This is a genomic window from uncultured Psychroserpens sp., assembly GCF_947500255.1.
Classification (GTDB): Bacteria; Bacteroidota; Bacteroidia; order Flavobacteriales; family Flavobacteriaceae; genus Psychroserpens.
In genome coordinates this window covers 851,282-867,889 of sequence record NZ_CANMRL010000001.1, presented here as the reverse complement: position 1 = coordinate 867,889, position 16,608 = coordinate 851,282, and the positions used below count along the sequence as shown (strand labels likewise).

The 16,608-nt window shown below is 33.5% G+C and carries 16 protein-coding genes; 13 read left to right on the top strand and 3 right to left on the bottom strand.

The annotated features are described in order from the left end of the window. Positions 1–31 precede the first annotated feature (31 nt). The 4 genes from Q0783_RS03730 (at position 32) to Q0783_RS03715 (ending at position 3,272) form a co-directional block, all read left to right on the top strand. Entirely contained in the window at positions 32–700 is a 669-nt protein-coding gene (locus Q0783_RS03730) for an SCO family protein (RefSeq protein ID WP_298893424.1), read from the top strand. A gap of 72 nt (positions 701–772) precedes the next feature. Further along, positions 773–1,006 (top strand): FeoA family protein, encoded by a 234-nt coding sequence (locus Q0783_RS03725; protein ID WP_298893423.1) that lies wholly within the window; start codon positions 773–775, stop codon positions 1,004–1,006. Continuing rightward, positions 999–3,098 (top strand): ferrous iron transport protein B, encoded by a 2,100-nt coding sequence (gene feoB, locus Q0783_RS03720; protein WP_298893422.1) that lies wholly within the window; start codon positions 999–1,001, stop codon positions 3,096–3,098. Before Q0783_RS03725 ends, feoB begins: the two co-directional genes overlap by 8 nt. Positions 3,099–3,128: 30 nt before the next feature. Next, entirely contained in the window at positions 3,129–3,272 is a 144-nt protein-coding gene (locus tag Q0783_RS03715) for a FeoB-associated Cys-rich membrane protein (RefSeq protein ID WP_298753816.1), read from the top strand. On the opposite strand, the gene Q0783_RS03710 is transcribed toward Q0783_RS03715, so the two are convergent. Further along, on the bottom strand, positions 3,269–3,697 hold the full coding sequence (locus tag Q0783_RS03710; RefSeq protein ID WP_298893421.1) for a hypothetical protein: 429 nt from the start codon (positions 3,695–3,697) through the stop codon (positions 3,269–3,271). The two genes, Q0783_RS03715 and Q0783_RS03710, sit on opposite strands and share 4 nt — an antisense overlap. 118 nt (positions 3,698–3,815) lie before the next feature. Here Q0783_RS03710 and Q0783_RS03705 point away from each other — a divergent pair, with 118 nt between their 5' ends. From Q0783_RS03705 to Q0783_RS03680, 6 genes are read left to right on the top strand one after another with little or no spacing between them, the layout of a single operon-like run. Beyond that, the gene (locus Q0783_RS03705; RefSeq protein WP_298753820.1) at positions 3,816–4,472 is read left to right on the top strand and encodes a metal-dependent transcriptional regulator; all 657 of its coding nucleotides are present in this window, start codon (positions 3,816–3,818) and stop codon (positions 4,470–4,472) included. Beyond that, positions 4,462–5,268, top strand: coding sequence for a transporter (locus Q0783_RS03700; RefSeq protein ID WP_298893419.1), 807 nt, complete (start codon positions 4,462–4,464; stop codon positions 5,266–5,268). Before Q0783_RS03705 ends, Q0783_RS03700 begins: the two co-directional genes overlap by 11 nt. A gap of 9 nt (positions 5,269–5,277) precedes the next feature. Continuing rightward, entirely contained in the window at positions 5,278–6,195 is a 918-nt protein-coding gene (locus Q0783_RS03695; protein WP_298893418.1) for a zinc ABC transporter substrate-binding protein, read from the top strand. Next, a complete protein-coding gene (locus tag Q0783_RS03690; protein ID WP_230934451.1) occupies positions 6,195–6,932 on the top strand; it encodes a metal ABC transporter ATP-binding protein in 738 nt (245 codons plus the stop codon). The genes Q0783_RS03695 and Q0783_RS03690 overlap by 1 nt, the downstream gene beginning before the upstream one ends. After that, positions 6,932–8,059, top strand: a complete 1,128-nt coding sequence (locus Q0783_RS03685) for a metal ABC transporter permease (RefSeq protein ID WP_298893417.1) — start codon at positions 6,932–6,934, stop codon at positions 8,057–8,059. The genes Q0783_RS03690 and Q0783_RS03685 overlap by 1 nt, the downstream gene beginning before the upstream one ends. Continuing rightward, positions 8,052–9,212, top strand: a complete 1,161-nt coding sequence (locus tag Q0783_RS03680) for a metal ABC transporter permease (protein WP_298893416.1) — start codon at positions 8,052–8,054, stop codon at positions 9,210–9,212. The genes Q0783_RS03685 and Q0783_RS03680 overlap by 8 nt, the downstream gene beginning before the upstream one ends. Positions 9,213–9,217: 5 nt before the next feature. Here the strand turns inward: Q0783_RS03680 and Q0783_RS03675 are convergent, their stop codons facing one another. Together Q0783_RS03675 and Q0783_RS03670 are read right to left on the bottom strand one after the other, a co-directional pair. Further along, entirely contained in the window at positions 9,218–10,561 is a 1,344-nt protein-coding gene (locus Q0783_RS03675) for a HAMP domain-containing sensor histidine kinase (protein ID WP_298893415.1), read from the bottom strand. Next, positions 10,551–11,903 carry a sigma-54 dependent transcriptional regulator gene (locus Q0783_RS03670; RefSeq protein ID WP_298893413.1) on the bottom strand — a complete coding sequence of 451 codons (1,353 nt, stop codon included), beginning with the start codon at positions 11,901–11,903 and terminating at the stop codon, positions 10,551–10,553. The genes Q0783_RS03675 and Q0783_RS03670 overlap by 11 nt, the downstream gene beginning before the upstream one ends. Before the next feature lie 207 nt (positions 11,904–12,110). On the opposite strand from Q0783_RS03670, the gene Q0783_RS03665 reads away from it, so the two are divergent. The 3 genes from Q0783_RS03665 to Q0783_RS03655 all read left to right on the top strand — a co-directional run bounded on the left by Q0783_RS03665 (position 12,111) and on the right by Q0783_RS03655 (position 16,599). Then, positions 12,111–13,361, top strand: a complete 1,251-nt coding sequence (locus Q0783_RS03665) for an efflux RND transporter periplasmic adaptor subunit (protein WP_298753833.1) — start codon at positions 12,111–12,113, stop codon at positions 13,359–13,361. 32 nt (positions 13,362–13,393) lie between these two features. Next, on the top strand, positions 13,394–14,071 hold the full coding sequence (locus Q0783_RS03660; protein WP_230934445.1) for an ABC transporter ATP-binding protein: 678 nt from the start codon (positions 13,394–13,396) through the stop codon (positions 14,069–14,071). A gap of 128 nt (positions 14,072–14,199) precedes the next feature. Next, positions 14,200–16,599, top strand: coding sequence for an ABC transporter permease (locus Q0783_RS03655; protein WP_298893411.1), 2,400 nt, complete (start codon positions 14,200–14,202; stop codon positions 16,597–16,599). Positions 16,600–16,608: the final 9 nt, after the last annotated feature.

Genomic DNA, 16,608 nt, shown 5'->3' with positions numbered 1-16,608 from the left:
AATCTTACATTAAAGCCTTAAAAATCAAGAGATGTTTGCTTATATCAAACAATTTAAATTCTTTTTTATCGTCTTGCTTTTAGTCTCAGGGATTATTATTTCAATAATTTATTCTATACTAAAAGTAGAAAAACCATTACCAATTTATCAACCCAATAGAGTAGATGCTTCGTTAGTAGATAGTACTATTCATCATAAAAAGAAGTATCATACAATTGCAGATTTCAAATTGATAAATCAAAATGGAGATACTATAACCCAAGATACTTACAAGGATAAAATTTATGTTGCTGATTTCTTTTTTACAACATGTCAAACCATCTGCCCAGTTATGACAGATCAAATGAGCCGTATTCAAAGCGAAATTATTAACGACGATGAAGTTTTATTGTTGTCGCATTCGGTAACTCCTGAGATTGATAGTGTAGCACAGTTAAAACGATACGCTATAGAGAAAGGTGTTAATGATAACAAATGGAACTTAGTTACTGGTGATCGAAAACAAATCTATGATCTGGCAAGAAAATCCTATCTGGTTGTTAAAGATGATGGCATGGGAGAATATGGTATGGTGCATACCGAAAATTTTGCACTCATAGATAAAGACAAGCAAATAAGAGGTTTGTATAATGGTATTAGTCCAACGTCTGTAGATTCGTTAATTCATGACATTAAACGTTTAAAAAAAGAATATCAATAGTTTTAACGCTACAATTTTTTTACACTGAAATTTTCCTTTACTTTTGCTTACTTAAAATCAATCTAAATAAGAGTGCAAGTCACATTAGCAGATATAAAAAGAGGTCAACAGGGCGTTATTACTGACGTTTCTTCAATTCATATTCCGCTCAAACTTCTAGAAATGGGATGTTTACCAGGTAATATGGTCGAACTAGTTCAAGTAGCACCATTTGCCGATCCAATGTATCTTAACATTAACGGAACACATTTAGCCATAAGAAAAGAAACGGCTATTCACATTTTAATCGATATTTCTAATGAGTAAACAAATTAATGTTGCACTTATTGGAAACCCTAATACTGGAAAAACCTCAGTATTTAATGCACTTACAGGTTTAAATCAAAAGGTAGGGAACTATCCTGGGATTACTGTAGAGAAAAAAGAAGGCATCTGTAAACTACCAAGAGGTGTTAAAGCGCATATCATTGATTTGCCAGGAACTTACAGTTTGAATGCGTCTTCACTAGATGAAAATGTCGTTATAGAATTACTTTTAAATAAAAACGACAAAGATTTTCCTGATGTTGCTGTAGTGGTAAGTGATGTTGAAAACTTGAAACGTAACCTACTGCTCTATACTCAAATAAAAGACTTAGAAATCCCCACAATTCTGGTGATCAATATGTCGGACCGAATGGAATACAAAGGGATTCATTTGGATATTCCTTATTTAGAACAAGAGCTACAAACAAAAATTGCTCTTATAAGCACAAGAAAAAATAAAGGAATAGATCAATTAAAAGAGCTAATTACCAATTATAAAGACTTATCGGTTACGCCATGTTTAAATGCTTCAGAAATAGATACAGCTTATTTTGAGAAGTTACGCCAAGCATTTCCAAATCAGTTATTGTATAAACTCTGGTTGGTAATTACTCAAGATGTTAACTTCGGAAAGGTTGATAGGAATCAAATTGAGGCTATTAATAGTTTTAAGACTAAAGGAAAGTCAGACCTGAAACGATTGCAACAAAAAGAAACCATAAAACGCTATCAGTTTATCAATAATACGCTTAAGAAAGGTCAAACAATCGATTTAAGTAATGCCAAAGACTTGCGTATAAAACTCGATAGAATTTTAACACATAAGATTTGGGGCTATCTCATCTTTTTTGTGATTTTACTCACTATTTTTCAAGCCATTTATGATTGGGCTGAAGTCCCAATGGATTTTATAGATAGTACATTTGCTTCACTTAGTGAATGGGTGAAAAATGTCTTGCCTGAAGGTGCATTTACTAATTTAATTGCTGAAGGAGTTATTCCTGGACTTGGCGGTATTGTCATATTTATTCCCCAAATAGCATTTCTGTTTTTGTTTATAGCCGTTTTGGAAGAAAGTGGATATATGAGTCGTGTGGTCTTTTTAATGGATCGTATTATGAGACGTTTTGGGCTTAGTGGTAAAAGTGTAGTGCCTTTAATTTCTGGAACGGCATGTGCCATTCCAGCTATTATGGCAACTCGAAATATTGAAAGTTGGAAAGAACGTTTAATTACAATTTTAGTAACACCTTTTACAACCTGTTCGGCACGTTTACCAGTGTATTTGATTATCATTTCATTGGTTATTCCTCAAGGTCGTTTCTTAGGCTTAAGTTATCAGGCATTGACATTAATGTTATTGTATCTCATAGGGTTTGGAGCTGCTATTTTTTCGGCTTGGCTTTTAAACAAAATATTGAAGATTAAAAGCAAGACTTTTTTTGTTGTTGAAATGCCAAATTATAAGGTGCCTTTACTTAAAAATGTAGCGCTGACGGTTTTAGAAAAAACGAAATCTTTTGTGTTTGGTGCAGGTAAAATCATTTTAGCGATTTCAATTGTATTATGGTTTTTAGCATCTTATGGACCAGGAGAACAATTCAATAATGCTGAAGAAATTGTAACTGCAGAGTATGCTACAGATAACTTATCACAAGATGAATTAGATCAAAAAATAGCCTCTCATAAATTAGAGCATTCCTTTATTGGTATAGCTGGTCATGCCATAGAACCAATTATTAGACCTTTAGGTTACGACTGGAAAATAGGCATTGCAATAGTAAGTTCGTTTGCGGCTCGTGAAGTTTTTGTAGGAACATTGGCAACCATCTACAGTGTGGGTAGTGATGAAGAAGAAACGATAAAAAATAGAATGGCAAAAGAAATTAATCCTGTTCTTGGTACACCATTATTTAATTTCGCAAGTGGGATTTCATTATTACTCTTTTATGCATTTGCTATGCAGTGTATGAGTACATTAGCTATAGTGAAACGCGAAACCAATACTTGGAAATGGCCTATATTGCAATTAACTATTATGAGCGCCTTTGCTTATGTAGTGGCATTGATTGCTTATCAATTTTTAAAGTAAGATTAGTATATTATTAACGACAAATCAATTATGAATACCATATTACAAAACATATTAGTCTTTACTTCAGTAGCTTTGGCGATATGGTTTTTATTGCGCAAGTTTGGGGTCCTTCCGAAGAAAAAGGTAGTGAACAACAAAGCTTGTGGTGATGATGGTTGTGGTTGTCACTAAAGTCGTTTAGGTTGAAATACAACGTCTAAAATATAATCCTGCTCTGGAATACTGTTAGTTCCTTTTGGGTAAGGTTTCAAGGTCATCCCATAGATTTTAAAATCAGTACCATTAAAGACTAGATTGTTTTCTTCCATGACATAACCACTTGCATGAATTGTAATTTCTTTATCCAGAACAAAGGCTCCTTTTTTATAAATAGACACTAATACTTTTGCTTCACCAGCTCTAACACACATCACATCTTTTGGACATCTAGAATCTGATATCAGTTTTTTAAACTTTACTTCATAGTCTTCAAAATCTACTTTCTGATGAAATCCAACAGAGGTACTTATGCTTAGAGAATCTTTAACGAAAGGTGTTTGGGCGTTAATAGATATAAATGCAAAGCTCAATAATAGGGTAATACTTAAGGTTTTCATGCTTCAATTTAATTAAATCATAACTTTTATGTTACCAAAATTAACAAAACATTAAAATTTTAGTTACATTTGTAAAATATTTAAGCTTACTTAAAAATAAATTAAAGTAATTTAAAAAATGTCTGTAGCTATAGAGAACTTCGTAAAAGCGATTTACAATAATGATAAACACGATATTAAGGATACTAAACCTGGTAATATCGCTAAAAAATTAGGTATTTCCAATGCAGCAGCAACAGACATGGCTAAAAAATTAGCAGCCAAGAATTTACTTAATTATGAAAAATATCAAGCGTTACAACTCACAGAACAGGGTACAAAAATGGCCCTTAATGTGATTAGAAAACATCGTTTATGGGAAGCTTTTTTATTTAAAATGTTTGACATGACCTTACATGATATTCATCGTGAGGCAGAATTACTAGAACACCAAACCTCAGATTTGTTGGCTGAAAAAATTAGCGAATATTTAGGCCATCCAAAGTTTGATCCACATGGTGATCCTATACCAAATGCTAATGGTGAAATCACCACCGAAGACACGTCAATCTCTTTAGCTGAAGCCGTTGAAGGTAAAACATACACTATTGCTAGGTTAATGAGTGATGATAAAGAATTTTTTGAGTTTTGTGCTCAAAACCAAATTAGATATAGAAATACACTAACCGTTTCAAAACAATTTATCGGTAATAAAATGACTCAAATTTCCATTGGATCCAATACCATTGTTTTGAATGAAGATTTTACTAAAATTATTTATGTTGATGAAAACTAAAAACACCTACTTACTTATTGTATTGATGCTATTTTCAATAGCTATTAATGCACAAGATGAAAACCAAAATAATGTAACGTCTGAACCATTAGTTACTGATCGACCTGATGCTACAGAAGCCTCATCAACAGTTGGAAAAGGCGTTCTTCAAATAGAAACAGGAGGTTTATATGAATCTTTTGAAGAAAACTCTGTGACATCTCAAAGCTACACCTTCAATACAACTCTTGTGCGTTACGGTATCCTCGATAATATAGAATTACGCCTAGGTTGGGATTTTGTAGAAGGCGTGACAAAAGTTAATGGTAATAAACTAGATAATGTCACCAGCGGATTATCTCCATTGCTACTTGGTGTAAAAATTGATATCACTGAAGAGAAAAATGGTATGCCAGAAATTGCATTAATCGGACATGTATTTCCGCTTTTTAGTGCATCTAAAGATTATCGTCCTGAAACTACTGGAGTCGATTTTAGATTTTCTTTATCTCATACGCTAAGTGAAAACTCAAGCTTAGGCTATAATATTGGAGCTCAATGGGGAGATGATTCTTCAGAGGCTGCAGCAATTTATACATTAGCTTACGGCTATAGTTTTACAGATAAGTTTGGTATGTATGCCGAACTCTATGGTGATTTACCAGAAGATAGTTCAGCTAATCATTATTGGGATGCAGGACTTACTTATTTAATTTCAAACGACTTACAATTAGATGCATATGTTGGTACAAGCATCACTGAAGGTCAAGATATCCTAATTGGTTTAGGCGCTAGTTTTAGAATACCTACTAAATAAAAAACAACAATGAATACATTAAAAAAATTATCAATACTAGTATTAATTACAGCCTTTTTTGGGTGTAAAAATGACACACCATCTAATGGAAAACTAAATGTAGTTACTACGACTACAATGATTACCGATTTAGTTGAAAATATAGGTGGAGATCATGTGAATGTTAAAGGCTTGATGGGAAGTGGTGTCGATCCACACCTCTATAAAGCCAGTGAAGGCGATGTTACAAAATTGGTAGACGCTAATATTATTTTTTATAACGGACTACACCTTGAAGGTAAACTTGTTGAGGTGTTCGAAAAAATGGAAAGCAGTACTAAAACACCAATAGCTTTAGGTGAAGCGTTAGATAAAAACACTTTAATAGGATCAGATTATTTTGCGTCTAATTATGATCCGCATGTCTGGTTTGATATCGATTATTTTAAACAATTTGCGGCTAAAGTAACTCAAGTACTTTCAGAAAAAGACCCAAAGAATGCCGAGAATTATAAAGCCAACGAAGCTGCTTATGGTGCAAAATTAGAAGCGCTTCAAGCTAAAGTAAAAGGAATCATTGAGACGCTTCCAAAAGAAAAACGAATTCTAGTTACTGCCCACGATGCCTTTAATTACTTCGGAAAAGCATTTGACTTTGAAGTTGTTGGCTTACAGGGATTATCTACTGCAACAGAAGCAGGAGTTCAAGATGTTCAAAATTTATCAGCATTTATTATTGAAAAAGATATCAAAGCAATTTTTGTCGAAAGTTCAGTTCCAAAACGAACTATTGAAGCGTTGCAAGCAGCAGTAAAATCTAAAGGTCATGAAGTGACTATTGGCGGCACCTTATACTCTGATGCATTAGGAGACGCTGGAACTATAGAAGGAACCTATATTGGTATGTTTGAATATAATGTCAATACAATTGTAAATGCCTTAAAATAATGAGCGATAAGATAGCAGTACAAGTCGATGATTTAACTGTAGCGTATAACTACAAACCTGTGCTTTGGGATATTGATCTCGAAATTCCAGAAGGTGTTTTAATGGCTATTGTCGGACCTAATGGTGCTGGAAAATCAACACTTATCAAGTCTATTTTAGGAATTTTGAAACCTATAGCTGGTAGTGTTTCGATCTATGGAAAATCATACGATAAGCAACGCTCTTTAGTCGCTTATGTACCTCAAAAGGGAAGTGTAGATTGGGATTTTCCAACAACTGCGCTTGATGTCGTAATGATGGGAACTTACGGAAGTTTGGGTTGGATCAAACGACCTAGACAAAAGCAAAAGAAAGCGGCACTTGAAGCACTCGAAAAAGTAGGAATGCTACCGTTTAAAAACCGACAAATAAGCCAGCTGTCTGGTGGACAACAACAGCGTATATTCTTAGCTCGAGCATTAGTGCAAGATGCGTCTATCTATTTTATGGATGAGCCTTTTCAAGGTGTAGATGCCACAACAGAAATTGCCATCATCAATATTTTAAAAGAACTACGAAAAGCAGGAAAAACTGTAATTGTTGTTCATCATGATTTACAAACGGTTCCAGAGTATTTTGATTGGGTAACCTTTTTAAACGTGAAAAAGATTGCAACTGGACCAGTTAAGGATATTTTCAATGATGATAATTTGACAAAAACCTATGGTATTAATTACAAAGTAAGTATACAAGAGTAATGGATATTCAAGAGTATTTTTCTTTAGTATTTTCAGATTATACTTTACGTACAATCACACTTGGAACAGCAATTTTAGGCGCTGTAACAGGTATGTTAGGCAGTTTTGCTGTATTGCGAAAACAAAGCCTTTTAGGTGACGCTATTTCTCACGCTGCTTTACCAGGAATTGCTATTTCATTTTTAATTACTGGAGCAAAAGATAGTAACACACTATTATTAGGTGCTCTAGTAAGCGGGTTGATTGGAACGTTTTGGATACGTGGAATTATTACCAAAACTCATCTCAAATCTGATACTGCCTTAGGCTTAATACTCTCCTTGTTTTTTGGCTTCGGAATGCTTTTGCTAACGTTCATTCAAAAGCAACCTAATGCCAATCAAGCTGGATTAGATAAATATTTATTTGGTCAAGCTGCAACTTTAGTAGAAAGTGATGTATGGATGATGGCTATCGTTACTGGGATTTGTCTTTTTGTATTGTTACTCTTCTGGAAAGAATTTAAAATTTTACTCTTTGATAAAGACTATGCTAAGACACTTGGGTTTAACACGAAAACCATTGATATTCTTATTACTAGCTTTATTGTATTAGCTATTGTTTTAGGGCTTCAAACCGTAGGTGTTGTATTAATGAGTGCCATGCTTTTAGCTCCAGCTGCTGCAGCTAGGCAATGGACAAACAGTTTAGCAACTATGGTGTTTCTAGCAGCGCTTTTTGGTGCATTCTCGGGTGTTTTCGGAACAGCAATAAGCGCCAGTCAAAATAATCTGTCTACTGGACCAGTAATTGTTCTTGTAGCTGCTGTTTTTGTGTTTGTTTCATTTATATTTTCGCCTAGTAGAGGTTTGTTGTTTAAACAAATACGTTTTATCAAGAATCGTCGTGATTTGCAGTTACATAAAACCTTAGCCTTTATGTATAATATTGCCGAGACACATGACGATATCTCTCATCCTCATGAGATAAAGATCTTAAATAATTTTCAAGGATTTACGAAAGGAACACTTAAAAAATTAGTTGAAAAAGACTACGTGACACTACAAGGATCGACTTGGAGTTTAACTAACGAAGGCTTTAAATCGGCATCTAATCTATATAACCAATTAACCAAAAACGATGAGTAATGCGCAAATAGAAATACAGCTCATTGCAAGTTTAGTAGCTATTGCTTGTGCTATTCCTGGAACATTTTTAGTACTTCGGAAAATGGCTATGATTAGTGATGCTATTAGTCACTCGATACTACCAGGAATCGTAGTTGGATTTTTTATAACTCATGATTTAGGATCGCCACTTCTAATTTTACTCGCCACTTTAGCAGGTGTGGTTACAGTTGTACTTGTAGAGTATATTCAAAAGACAGGTTTGGTAAAGGAAGACACAGCTATTGGTCTCGTATTTCCTGCATTGTTTAGTATTGGTGTTATTCTAATTAAAAAGAATGCAGATGACATTCACTTGGATGTCGATGCTGTTTTATTAGGTGAATTAGCTTATGCACCTTTTGATCGATTGTTTGTTTCTGGTGTAGATCTAGGACCTAAGTCATTATGGATTGTGGGAGCAATTCTTTTAATAACTATCGTATTACTAGTCGCATTTTTTAAAGAATTAAAGTTGAGCACTTTTGATAAAGGCTTGGCGGCGTCATTAGGATTTTCTCCTGTTATTATTCACTACGGACTAATGACAGTCTCATCTATAACAACCGTAGGAGCTTTTGATGCGGTTGGTGCTATTTTGGTCGTCGCTCTTATGATCGCTCCAGCAGCAACGGCTTATTTATTGACTACAGATTTAAAGAAAATGCTCTTTCTGTCTATTGCATTTGGCATATTTAGTGCCATTTCAGGCTATTGGTTTGCACATTGGCTAGACGCATCTATTGCAGGATCTATCACCACTATGCTCGGTGTATTGTTTTTGTTGGTGTATTTGTTTGCTCCAAACAAAGGTGTTATCGCAGTACTTTATCGAGAAAAACAACAACGCACAGAGGTGTCGCTGTTAACCTTTTTACTTCATTTAAAAAACCATGACGAAGAGCGTGAACGTCATGTTAATCATTTAAATGAGCATATCAATTGGCAAAAAGTTAGATCTAAAACCGTTTTGGAACTAGCTTTAAAAAATAACATGATAATTATCGATAATAATATTGTGTCATTAACGTCTAAAGGTGATGAGTTTACAACTCAAGCGATAGATTATATTATTACCAATGAAGATGCTCAGATCGAAGACATGAAAGATGATTTCTTTTTGTTTAGAGGCTAATTACATTAGAACACAAGACTAAAGACAGACCCTTCTCCTTCTAAACTCTTTACAAGTATTTTACCTTTATGAAGTAGCATAATTTGCTTACAAAGGCTTAATCCAATTCCGCTTCCAGTGGCTTTGCTTGTGAAGAATGGAACAAAGATGTTTTCTAAAATATCTTGAGGAATACCCGTTCCGTTATCATATACTTTTAAAACAATATTTCTACTCGTATTTTGAGATGCTGATACTTTAATTTGAGCATCTTCTTTGTGTTTGCAGGCATCTACAGCATTTAATATTAGATTAATCAAAACTTGTTCAATGAGGTGAGTATCAATATCTAATTCTAATTTCGGTCCAGAAATTTTAAACGTTATATCTATGTTCTTGGCTTCAATTGAAGGCGCCATTAACAATTGAATATTACTAAACAGTTCAGACACTTTAACCCTTTGTAAATTCAGGTTTGTGACCTTACTTAAACTGCGATAAGTTTTAGCAAATTTAAGCAAACCATCACTGCGATTTTTGATCGTTTTTATTCCAGAATTTAAATCGTCTAATTCAAGATTACTTTCTTTAGGTTGTTTGATAGCTATCTGTAAATTAGATTGAAGTGTATCTGCTAACGATGAAATGGGAGCAATAGAATTCATGATTTCATGAGTCATAACGCTTAATAATTTCTTCCAAGATTCAGACTCATTTTTGTTTAAGGTATTATCAATATCCTGAATAACAATTAATTTAAAAGCATCATCATCAACCTGAAAAACCGTATCAGAAATTAGTATTTTGATACTTTCATTTTGTAAGGCGATAGAAATTGAGTTTGGTTCTCTATGATAGGTTTCAAAAATAGTATTGAATAGTTCTGGTTTTCTATTTTCAATAAATCGTATGTTTTTAAAGGAAGGCATATCCAATATTTCACCAAAAGAATCATTAACCCACAAAACATCACCTGTTTCTAAGTTATAAGCTATGATGCCAATATCGACCATTTCTAAGATCTTTTGTAGATAAACATATTGCGCTTGATTCTGAGAGTTGATTTCTTTTATAGTTCTATTAATTTCATTAAAACCAGTATACAAAAACCGTATATCTTTTGGGCCTCTGTCTTCTGGAAACCACCTTGAGAAATCACGATATTTTACCGCTTCAAAAAAATCGTCCATAGCGACAAATCGGCGTTTAATAAAGGTATATGTATTAATAAGAAGATAAAGTAACCCAATACCTATAATAACCGAATACACCGTTTGATCTTTATAAATGGTATACACTAAAGCCAGTATGGCACTAACTAAAAGTAGAATTCTAAAAAAAAGTCTAAAGATGTAAGCTCTATAGTTCATACTTATCTAGTCGTCTATATAAAGCAGCTCTTGTAATTCCTAATTCTTTGGCAGATTTAGATACATTGCCTTTATTTTTTTCTAATACCGTGAGAATGGCATTTTTTTCTATGTCATGCAAATTTAGGCTGGCGATGGTAGTATTGGAGGCTACCGAAGAATGCTCGATGGAAGAAAATACCAAATCATCAGGTTTTAAAACAGTTCCATCTGCCATTATTACAGCACGTTCAAGTACATATTGAAGTTCTCTTACATTCCCAGGGAAATCATGTTTTTTCAATTTTGAAATAAAACCAGGGTCAAACGAAAAAGTATTTTTATTATATTTTTCGGCATAAAGTGATACAAAATGGTGAGACAATTCGGTAATATCTTTACCACGATCTCTAAGTGGAGGCATAGTAATGTCAACGGTGTTGATTCTATAAATTAAGTCTTTTCGAAACTTCTTTTCATCTGCCAAAACTATTGGGTCAACATTTGTAGCACATATCAACCTAATATCTATAGGGATAGAATCATTAGATCCTAGAGGTGTAACTTGCCTATTTTGTAGCACTGTTAACAATCTTACTTGTTGTCCTAAGGTAATATTTCCAATCTCATCCAAAAATAAGGTTCCACCATTAGCAGCTTCAAATCGACCTTTTCTGTCTTCTCTGGCGTCTGTAAAAGCTCCTTTCTTGTAGCCAAATAATTCGCTTTCAAAAAGAGAAGATGTTAACGCACCTACATCAACTTTTACAAAGGGCTTATTTTTTCTGTTAGAATTATCATGAAGAGCTCTTGCAATTAGATCTTTACCAGTACCATTTTCGCCTAGTATAAGTACATTAGCATCGGTTGGTGCTACCTTTTTAAGTTTTACAAAAACATCAGTCATTACATCACTATCACCAATAATTTCAATACTGTTAGAATTAAAACTTTCTTTATGTACCGACTTTGATTTCTTCTGACTTAGAATTGTTGTTATGGTCTCAATAACTTTTTTATTATTCCATGGTTTCATTAAGAAATCTGAAGCACCTTCTTTAAGTCCTTTTATAGCCAAATCAATGTCTGCATAAGCTGTCATAAGAATAACTGATATTTCAGGATTTTGTTTTTGAATTTTATTCAACCAAAAAATACCTTCGTTACCAGTATTGACTAAACCACTAAAGTTCATATCCAAAATAACAATGTCGAATGAAGCACCTTCAATTTGAGATAATATATTATTTGGGTTTTTTTCGGTGACCACCTCTCTTACCAATGGTTTTAGGAGTAGGCGTAATGCTGTTAAGACATCTACATCATCATCTATGACTAATATGGAAGCGTTTTTTAAAACCATTACTACAATATTACGATTTTATATTCAGCTTCTAAAGACTCTAAAACCAAAAATATTTATGTGATATAAAGTGTACACTATCGAACACAAAGTGTATCAAAATCGAACACTTTTAATTTTTCATTTATATGTAAACACTTGATTGTTAGTAAAATAAAACTTTGGCATCATCTTGACTATAAATGTAGTGTCATAAAAAAAATAAAGATGGACCTACCAATTAAAAAGAAAAAATTTTCAAAGCAAAAACTGGGACTCATTACTGGTGTTTTAATTATTGTTGCCTTAATAGTTTATGTTATTGTTCAAACTTCTGGTGGTTCTAAATTGAACGTTGAAAAGGAACGAATTTCTATTCATACTGTTAGTAAAGATGTATTTCAAGAGAATATTCCAGTGAATGGTATTGTATTACCAATTACGACAATTTATCTAGATGCTTTAGAAGGTGGTCGTGTTGAAGAAAAATTTGTAGAAGATGGCGCGATGATGAAGAAAGGAGAGCCAATTCTTCGCTTATCAAATACAGATTTAGAATTAAGTCTGGTCAATCAAGAAACGTCAGTTTATAATCTACTAACACAGATGCAAATCTCTCAAAATGCAGCACGCCAGAATACTATTAATAGACAAAATCAATTTACAGATGTTGAGAATAGCCTTATTGAAGCAGAACGTGTATATACGCTAAACAAAAGATTATATGATAAAGGTGCTATTGGAAGAATGGATTTCGAATCGTCTAAAAATAATTTCGATTACCAGAAAGAACGTATGAAATTGGCTAAACAAGTATTATCTGAAGATTCTATCTCTTCAAAACTTGAAATAAATCAAGCTAAAAGTTCTTATGCTAGAACACAAAGTGCTTTAGAATTAATGCGAAAAAAAGTAGGAGACCTAGTAGTACGCGCACCAATTGATGGCCAGTTAACATCTTTAGATGCCGAAATAGGACAATCCATAAATAAAGGAACACGATTAGGTCAAGTAGATGTTACTAGTGGGTATAAAGTAAGAGTCGATATCGATGAGCACTATATTTCTAGAATTTACAATGGACAAACAGGAACATTTACACTTAATAATAAAACCTACACTTTAGTCATTAAGAAAGTATTTACTCAAGTAACTAATGGCCGTTTTCAAGTTGATATGAAGTTTGAAGGTGAAGTCCCTGAAGGTATTAGAAGAGGGCAAAACCTTCAGATACGTGTTGCACTTAGTGCCGAGAAAGAAGCTTTATTAGTTGCCAAAGGTGGTTTCTTTCAAAAAACAGGAGGTAACTGGATGTTTAAAGTAACTGAAGATGGATCTACAGCCTATAAAGTAGATGTAAGATTAGGCAGTCAAAATACAGAATATTATGAAGTTCTTGAAGGATTAAATCCAGGAGATAAGGTTATAACGTCTAGTTATGACTCTTTTGGAGACGTTGAAGAACTTATTTTAAAATAGAATAGAAGACAATCAATTAAAAAATGAATACAATGATACAGATTACGGATTTAGAGAAATTTTACAGAACAGAAGAAGTTCAGACTATTGCTTTAAATAAATTATCCTTTGGTGTTAAAGAAGGCGAGTTTGTTGCGATAATGGGACCCTCAGGTTGTGGGAAATCTACATTATTAAACATCTTAGGCTTATTGGATGATCCAGATGGAGGTAGTTTTATGTTTAATGGTCAAGAAGTCGCTGGTTATAATGAACGAAAACGTTCAGAGTTGCGTAAACATAATATAGGTTTCGTATTCCAAAGCTTTAACCTTATTGACGAGCTTACTGTTTTTGAAAATGTAGAATTACCATTAATCTATACAGGTGTTAAACCTTCAGAACGAAAGAAGAAAGTTGAAGAAGTTTTGGAAAAAATGCAAATTATGCATCGTAGAAATCACTTTCCTCAGCAATTATCTGGTGGTCAACAGCAACGTGTAGCAGTTGCCCGAGCAGTAGTTAATAATCCAAAATTAATTCTAGCAGATGAACCAACAGGAAACTTAGATAGTACTAATGGTAATGAAGTTATGGACTTGCTTATAGATTTAAATGAAGCAGGTACAACTATCATTATGGTGACGCATAGTGAACATGACGCGAAATATAGCCATCGTATTATTAGAATGTTAGACGGTCAAAAAGTAACAGAGAATATTCTGGCTTAAAACAATACCATCAATCAAATCAATCAACTAGGTGAAGTCACTTCAGTATAAACACTAACCAATCAAATCAATTATACTGAAGTGTTGAAACCAAATCAATCAAAAACGAATAGTAATCTTTAGAAATCATGCTTAAAAATTATTTCAAAATAGCGTTTAGAAACCTTCTTAAAAATAAGGTGTATTCATTTATAAATATTTCGGGTTTAGCGATCGGAATGGCGGCTACTATGCTTATTGGACTTTGGATTTTTGATGAGCTTAGTTACAACGATTACTTTGATGATAAAGTTACTATCGCACAAGTTTTTCAGCATGAAACCAATAATAATGAGACCGATACTGGTCCTGCAATTCCTAGACCACTAGAGTTTGCATTACGCCAAGATCATGCAGACAATTTTAAGCATATCATCATGTCTTCTTGGGAGCAACCAAGATATCTGAAATATGGTGAAACTAATATTAATCGTCAAGGAAATGCTATGCAAGAAGGCGCAACAGACATGTTGAATCTAGATATTGTTGAAGGCATAAAAGATGGTTTAAAAGAGAAGAACTCGATTATGCTTTCTCAATCTACAGCAGCATCTTTATTTGGAGACGATGTTGCCATAGGAAAAATAGTAAAAGTTAATAATCAAGATGACCTCATTGTAACTGGTATTTATAAAGATATTCCAGAGAACAATTCGTTTAGCGATATGGATTATTTAATACCATGGAAACATTATGTAAGTACGCAACGATGGTTAGAAAGAGCGAAAACATCTTGGGGAAATAATTCGTTCCAAATGTTTGTTCAGATTAATGATAATACAACTATGGAAGCGGTTTCTGCTAAAATAAAAGATGTTAAGAAAATCGGAGATCCTGATGAGGCCGAATTTAATCCAGAAATGTTCTTATTTCCTATGAAGGATTGGTACTTAAGAGGTGATTTTGAAAACGGAGTGCAATCTGGAGGACGAATTGAAAATGTATGGTTATTTGGTGTTATAGGTATTTTTATATTATTACTTGCATGTATTAATTTTGTTAACCTTAGTACAGCTCGCTCTGAGAAACGAGCAACTGAAGTAGGTATTAGGAAATCTATTGGATCTCAACGCGGACAACTTATTTTTCAATTTTTAAGCGAATCTTTTCTAATTGTTATTTTATCATTCGTTTTTGCTGTTGGTGTCGTACTTCTATTTCTAAATGGGTTTAATAATTTGGCAAGTAAGGCTATTGTTTTTCCTTGGGAGAATTTTCAATTTTGGGCTATTTCATTACTATTTATAATAGTTACCGCATTTTTAGCAGGAAGCTATCCGGCACTTTATTTATCATCGTTTAATCCAGTTGCAGTTTTAAAAGGAACGTTTAGAGCAGGGCGTTATTCTTCGTTACCAAGAAAAGTCCTAGTTGTCACTCAATTTACAGTATCTATTGCTTTAATTATAGGAACTTTAGTTGTTATGAATCAAATTCAATTCAGCAAGGATAGACCTGTGGGTTATGAAAGAGAAGGCTTAATTCAAATTCCTGTAATGAGCTCAGAGTTTGTAGGAAAACATGAAACAATGCGAACACAGTTTGTAGCTTCTGGTGGCGCAATGAGTATGACAACCATGAGTAGTCCTACAACAAATGTATGGTCCAATCGAAGCGGTTATACATGGGATGGTAAACCTGTTGGATTTCAAGAGGATTTAGCGCATACTTCGGTTAATTACGATTTTGTAAAAACCTTAGGTTTAACACTAATTGAAGGAAGAGGGTTTTCTCGTGAATTCGCAACAGATTCTAATGCTGTTATTCTAAATAAAACAGCAGCAAAATATATGGGATTAACAAATCCTATAGGGATGTACATTAGAGATTCTGATACCGAAGACCCATTCACACCTTTGAAAATTATAGGTGTTATAGATGATATGATTGTGCAATCTCCATATCAACCTGTAAAACAAGCGATGTATGTTTTTGAACAATATGGCAATATTGCATTCTATAACCTTAGATTAAATCCTGAAAAAAGTACAAGTGAAAATCTAGCTCTCATAGAAAACGTATTTAAAAAGAACTTTCCTAATACACCATTTGACTATCAATTTGTGGATGAGGAATATGGTCAAAAATTTAGAGCAGAAGAACGTATAGCTAGTCTAGCCAGAGTTTTTACGGTATTAGCCATTTTTATTAGTTGTCTTGGCTTATTTGGGCTAGCATCTTTTGTGGCAGAACAGCGCACTAAAGAAATTGGAGTTAGAAAAGTATTAGGAGCATCGATAAGTCAGCTTTGGTTATTACTTTCAAAAGACTTTATAACACTTGTAATCATTTCACTTATTGTAGCTTCTCCTTTAGCATATTACGTTATGGGACAATGGTTACAAAAGTTTAGTTATCGTACATCTGTTGGTTGGGACGTGTTTGCAATAGCATGTTTTGGCGCATTAATAATCACGCTAATTACAGTAAGTTTTCAAGCGATTAAAGCTGCAACTGCTAATCCAGTAAAATCATTACGTACAGAGTAAATCAATCAA

Bases quoted from the DNA above. Each gene is read 5' to 3' on its own strand.
- Q0783_RS03730 (WP_298893424.1), top strand. From the start codon at position 32: ATGTTTGCTTATATCAAACAATTTAAATTCTTTTTTATCGTCTTGCTT.
- feoB (WP_298893422.1), top strand. From the start codon at position 999: ATGAGTAAACAAATTAATGTTGCACTTATTGGAAACCCTAATACTGGA.
- Q0783_RS03715 (WP_298753816.1), top strand. From the start codon at position 3,129: ATGAATACCATATTACAAAACATATTAGTCTTTACTTCAGTAGCTTTG.
- Q0783_RS03710 (WP_298893421.1), bottom strand. From the start codon at position 3,697: ATGAAAACCTTAAGTATTACCCTATTATTGAGCTTTGCATTTATATCT.
- Q0783_RS03705 (WP_298753820.1), top strand. From the start codon at position 3,816: ATGTCTGTAGCTATAGAGAACTTCGTAAAAGCGATTTACAATAATGAT.
- Q0783_RS03700 (WP_298893419.1), top strand. From the start codon at position 4,462: ATGAAAACTAAAAACACCTACTTACTTATTGTATTGATGCTATTTTCA.
- Q0783_RS03695 (WP_298893418.1), top strand. From the start codon at position 5,278: ATGAATACATTAAAAAAATTATCAATACTAGTATTAATTACAGCCTTT.
- Q0783_RS03690 (WP_230934451.1), top strand. From the start codon at position 6,195: ATGAGCGATAAGATAGCAGTACAAGTCGATGATTTAACTGTAGCGTAT.
- Q0783_RS03685 (WP_298893417.1), top strand. From the start codon at position 6,932: ATGGATATTCAAGAGTATTTTTCTTTAGTATTTTCAGATTATACTTTA.
- Q0783_RS03680 (WP_298893416.1), top strand. From the start codon at position 8,052: ATGAGTAATGCGCAAATAGAAATACAGCTCATTGCAAGTTTAGTAGCT.
- Q0783_RS03675 (WP_298893415.1), bottom strand. From the start codon at position 10,561: ATGAACTATAGAGCTTACATCTTTAGACTTTTTTTTAGAATTCTACTT.
- Q0783_RS03670 (WP_298893413.1), bottom strand. From the start codon at position 11,903: ATGGTTTTAAAAAACGCTTCCATATTAGTCATAGATGATGATGTAGAT.
- Q0783_RS03665 (WP_298753833.1), top strand. From the start codon at position 12,111: ATGGACCTACCAATTAAAAAGAAAAAATTTTCAAAGCAAAAACTGGGA.
- Q0783_RS03660 (WP_230934445.1), top strand. From the start codon at position 13,394: ATGATACAGATTACGGATTTAGAGAAATTTTACAGAACAGAAGAAGTT.
- Q0783_RS03655 (WP_298893411.1), top strand. From the start codon at position 14,200: ATGCTTAAAAATTATTTCAAAATAGCGTTTAGAAACCTTCTTAAAAAT.